Genomic DNA, 4,535 nt, shown 5'->3' with positions numbered 1-4,535 from the left:
TTGCTTCGCAAAGCTCGCAATGACACAAGAGAGATTTTGCCCTGACACAAAAATAGCATGAGTCAAAAACGTCCAAATTTCATCAAAGTCAACAGCCTACTATCCTGGGTGTTTAATCCCGCATTTCTCACAAGCTTGAGGGAAGGAGCAGAGGGGAAAGAACTTGTACAATAACTCTCCTCTGCTCCCCCTAGCGCACCTGTACAAGCACAGGCTTTGAGCATCGGTGAGAAATACGGGTATTGCCTCCATCCTGTCAGCCTTTCTGATTTGGCATTCTGCTACTGCTTCCGCCGAGAGTTTACGGTCATAAACTGATGCCACTGCCCATCATCGCCCAGTACATGAGATGTCATCACCCGATGATTATCACTCTTGAACTCGATTACATCTCTGTACTTTGCCATCTTCTCATCACCCGTCATCGAGGGCCCGTCAGAATTGAGCGTTAGCATATTTTTAGCCGCGTCCAATTCACCGTCGTACAACCATAGATAAGTCATCATTGACCCAACCCAGGTGCCTACATAGCGTTGCTTCTGCGGGTCATATCCGAGCGTTATTATCATTGTTGCCGCACCACCACAGGGCATTTCGCCCTGTCCTTCACCTACAACCCAGAGTCCACCGATTGATCGCACACTTTCCGTTCCTGTTGCTCTTTCAGGCGGTTGATCTGGACTCATCATTGCCTCTGTTTCATAAGTCCACTCACCGACGAGTTTCTGTAGCCACTGATGTTCTTTTTGTGGCTCAGTATTCATTGTTGGCTCCTGTTGTGTTTTGGCTGTTTCCATTGCTTTAGCTCCTTTTGATGAATCATTGAGGAATGTAATTAGCGCGAAGCCCAACTCTGTAGGCGAAGCCGCCCCAAAGGGCTATGAACCGCGTGAAATGATGAAAAATCAAAACTTTAATAGTACATATATACTATCATGACTCAACTGATTGAGGTTTTTAACCTCATGATTTCTCCTTTTGAAGTTGATTGCAGAGTAAAGAATTAGCAAAAAGTCGCTGGTGATTATATTCCAGAGAAATGCTTGTAGACATTTCCCTGGAATAACAGCTCAAACCGCCTGTTCACAGTTAACCATCCAGGGAATACCGAATTGATCGACCAACATACCAAAGCGGACAGACCAGAAGGTTTGCTCGATCGGCATCTTCACTTTTCCGTTTTCTGCCAGGGCATGAAACAAACGTTCTGCTTTTTCTGGCTCATCAACGCTGATTTGCACGTAAAAGCCTTGGGGTGTTTCAAAATACCCAGGCGGACTGTCAGACCCCATTAAGAGGCGATCGCCCAAATCGAGGCAGACATGCATGATTTTGTCATGCCATTGGGCGGGCACATGCTCGGCTGAGGGTGCATCTTTGTGGGTCAGCATCATGACGATTTTGCCGCCCAGACATTGCTCATAAAACTTGAATGCTGCTTCACAGTTGCCGTTGAACATGAGATAAGAATTGATTTTCATAGTGCGCTGTTTTGATTGGTTTATTGATTGAGTTAATTGAACTTAGAACTTACGCATTGACAGAAAGGTGATATTATGCAGTCAATCCCAACTTCTGTGATAGGTGTTCTAAAATAAAGTCACGAGCTACTTGAAGAGATAAGTTTCTTTGGAGTTCATACCAATTTTCAATTAACTCTTTTACCCGCATTAATTCTAATTGTGTAAAAGCTCGAATCGCGCTAAAAAAGTGAGTTCTAATTGCCTCAGATGTCCTCACCATAAATCGACCAATACCACATACTTGTTTAATCGCTCTGTGGTAGCATTCAATCCCCCAATGAATTGAATGTAATGTTTGAAATTCTGTTTGACTAACTCCAATGAGTGCATTTTCTTCAGGCATATATATCATGTAGTATCTATGAGTTTCGTTTTTGAAACTTTTCCTAAATACTTTCACTTCCCCAAACTTTTTTAGATGCACTATTAAACCATTTTCGGGAATTTCTAGATTTTGAACTTGGGTAAAACTTTTACCATCGACTGAACATGAACGATTTTTCGCTATACCAGTTAAAAACGTCAATCCCTTGTTTTTAAAGAATTTTATGTTGTCTTTGCTGGAATACCAAGCATCAGTAGTTACTGTCTTCGGCTCCAATCCCCAACCCAAAACTTCAGCAATCATTTCTCGCAAATAATCATTCTTTGTCTTACCTTCTTGTTTGTTATAAATGCGATAATTCAGAGGAAACGACTTCCCAGACAAATCAGTATAATACAAAGTAATTAACTGAATCCCTTTGACTGTACGATGATGCCTTCCCGAATAATAGTAACCAATTAATTCTGTTAACTTGGGGTCACTATGAGGTTTATCAATTACCGTATCATCTGCACTTAATGTGCCACCTACTAAATTGATATACAGTTGAACTTCATCAAATAAATCCTTTGGCTCATACTGCTCACGTAGCAAAAATCTGTTGACACTATCATGTGACAAATCTTCCATAATCTCTGCTAAACGTGTGCCGCCTGGATACTTTGATTCTGCCAATAAAAACAGAGTGTAAGTATCAAGATCACACTTTCCTGTGGATGGCTTAGTAGTTGCTCTGATCGTCCGAACCCCAAATACGCTCTGGATATAAATTATCCGTCTTTCTAGTGCCCTAGTAATTAGCGATCGCCTGTTTTTCCTAATTTCTTTTACTGCATTATTTGTCTATTTTGTCAATGCGTAAGTTCTAGAACTATGGGTTGAGCGCTCTTCCTAATGCTCTGGCAAACCTGCAACTTCAATTACGGGGCGAATTTCGACGGTGCCAACTTGTACTGCTGGAATTCGGGCGGCGATCGCGATCGCTTCATCGATATCTTGAGCATTAATCAGAAAAAAACCGCCCAATTGTTCGCGCGTTTCTGCAAACGGCCCGTCAGTCACAAGCGATTTGCCATCGCGCACCCGAACGCTAGTTGCCGTTGCGACAGGGTGGAGCGGGGCAGTAGCTAAATACTGCTCGTTCGAGTTAAGTTGCTGTGCCAGTTGCGCGGATTTCACATAACATTCCTCCCGCTCGGTTTGGCTCAGGGCATTTTCTTCCAGGTAAATCAGCAGCAAATATTTCATCGAGTTGCCTCCCTTCTTTGGTAAGTCGAACAGTCGAACAGTGCTGACTCAAATCGACACGGGAGCCAAAAATTTTGATCGTTTAGTACGATTGGGGTATACCTCCCTTGTTTCCCTCCTAAGTTAAGTCGAACGGTGCTGACTCAAATCGACACCTCACCAAAAATTTTTTATGTCAGGTATAATCCCAAACGCAAAAACAGACGTAAACCAAGCACTCGCCTCCGTTTACAAAGCTGAGTGGGGGCGAATCGTCGCCATCCTCATCCGGTTAGTGGGAGATTTCGACGTGGCTACGCGCTAGCCCTCGTGCTGGTAACAAATGACAGCGAACGCCGTTTTCTGGAGCGTCGGCTGCGCTCAGTTCAGCCCTAACGTCCAGCATAGCCGGATGTGCGAAAAATTATTGATTATAGAATACGGCTAAGATGCACTTATTCTTGGCATTTCCAGTATGAAATAGGGGAAAATGTGAGCAATTGGAGCGCCTGCATAGAATCGGAGCAAATAATATGTCTAATCTAAATATTGCAAAAGGTAGTTGCCTGTGTAGAGCAGTAAGTCTTTCTACAACTAGCATGAGTAAAAATGTGGGAGCGTGTCATTGTAGTATCTGCCGTAATTGGGGCGGAGGGCCTTTGTTAGCTGTTGACTGTAAAAGTGATGTTAGCTTCTCTGGTGAAGAAAATATTGGGGTTTATCAATCGTCACAGTGGGCAGAACGTGGATTCTGTAAGCAATGTGGGAGCCATCTATTTTATAAATTGAAACAAAATAACCAGTATTTCATGCCTGTTGGACTATTCGAGAACTGTGAAGGTCTTGTTTTAGACCATCAGGTATTCATTGATGAAAAGCCCAAATATTACTGTTTCGCAAATGAAACTAATGACCTGACAGGGGCAGAGTTGTTTGCACAGTTTGCAACTCCTGAATGACTCCTAAACAGTAGAGTTACTTTTTACCAGTTTGAGTTAGGTTAGGGCAATGAGCGCACTGCTTCACTCACAAAGTGCGATGGCGTAACCGCTTTTTCCCGTGGCGTTCGTCGAACGCGAGTGCGTCTCGTAGAGAAGACGTGCCGAACGCGAGTGCGTTCCGCAGGAAAGGCATTGTCTCTCGAACGCGAGTGCGTCTCTGAAAGAGAAGAGAAGGTATCGCCCACGCCCACCCTCATGACTGATACTAAAAGGGATTAGCTTCTGTCACAACTTCTGGCAGTGAAATAAATTCTGTTTCATCTGGCACACCTGAGTTCGATATAACAGAAACGCTTGAAAATCAAGCCCAATCAAGGCTCTATCAATTAGCAATTCTTATTGAGAATAGATAGTCAAAATAAACTAATCCAAAAACTGCTATTTTGGGAAATTAAGTTAAATAATTTACTTCAATTAAAAGAATAATTAAACTAACAAAGCAGGTAAATTTGTGACTTC

Annotated in this window: 5 protein-coding genes; 1 reads left to right on the top strand and 4 read right to left on the bottom strand. The window is 42.9% G+C overall.

Features of this window, described 5'->3' with window-relative positions:
• Window positions 1–281 precede the first annotated feature (281 nt).
• From ACEW80_RS11820 to ACEW80_RS11805, 4 genes are all read right to left on the bottom strand, one after another.
• A complete protein-coding gene (locus tag ACEW80_RS11820) occupies window positions 282–764 on the bottom strand; it encodes a DUF1579 domain-containing protein (protein ID WP_373526759.1) in 483 nt (160 codons plus the stop codon).
• 306 nt (window positions 765–1,070) lie between these two features.
• Window positions 1,071–1,481: a VOC family protein gene (locus ACEW80_RS11815; RefSeq protein WP_373526758.1), complete on the bottom strand. Its 411-nt coding sequence runs from the start codon at window positions 1,479–1,481 to the stop codon at window positions 1,071–1,073.
• A gap of 73 nt (window positions 1,482–1,554) precedes the next feature.
• Window positions 1,555–2,586, bottom strand: a complete 1,032-nt coding sequence (locus ACEW80_RS11810; protein WP_373526760.1) for a transposase — start codon at window positions 2,584–2,586, stop codon at window positions 1,555–1,557.
• 153 nt (window positions 2,587–2,739) lie between these two features.
• Window positions 2,740–3,096 (bottom strand): YciI family protein, encoded by a 357-nt coding sequence (locus tag ACEW80_RS11805; protein WP_373526757.1) that lies wholly within the window; start codon window positions 3,094–3,096, stop codon window positions 2,740–2,742.
• 512 nt (window positions 3,097–3,608) lie between these two features.
• On the opposite strand from ACEW80_RS11805, the gene ACEW80_RS11800 reads away from it, so the two are divergent.
• Window positions 3,609–4,034, top strand: a complete 426-nt coding sequence (locus tag ACEW80_RS11800) for a GFA family protein (RefSeq protein WP_373526756.1) — start codon at window positions 3,609–3,611, stop codon at window positions 4,032–4,034.
• Window positions 4,035–4,535: the final 501 nt, after the last annotated feature.

It is taken from the genome of Nostoc sp. (assembly GCF_041747015.1).
Taxonomy (GTDB): Bacteria; Cyanobacteriota; Cyanobacteriia; order Cyanobacteriales; family Nostocaceae; genus Nostoc.
Note: the sequence above shows the minus strand (reverse complement) of the source record. Positions and strands in the feature narration are given on the sequence as shown.

What these genes read in the sequence shown, in the direction of transcription:
- ACEW80_RS11820 (WP_373526759.1), bottom strand. Translation starts at nt 764, where the DNA reads ATGAATACTGAGCCACAAAAAGAACATCAGTGGCTACAGAAACTCGTC.
- ACEW80_RS11815 (WP_373526758.1), bottom strand. Translation starts at nt 1,481, where the DNA reads ATGAAAATCAATTCTTATCTCATGTTCAACGGCAACTGTGAAGCAGCA.
- ACEW80_RS11805 (WP_373526757.1), bottom strand. Translation starts at nt 3,096, where the DNA reads ATGAAATATTTGCTGCTGATTTACCTGGAAGAAAATGCCCTGAGCCAA.
- ACEW80_RS11800 (WP_373526756.1), top strand. Translation starts at nt 3,609, where the DNA reads ATGTCTAATCTAAATATTGCAAAAGGTAGTTGCCTGTGTAGAGCAGTA.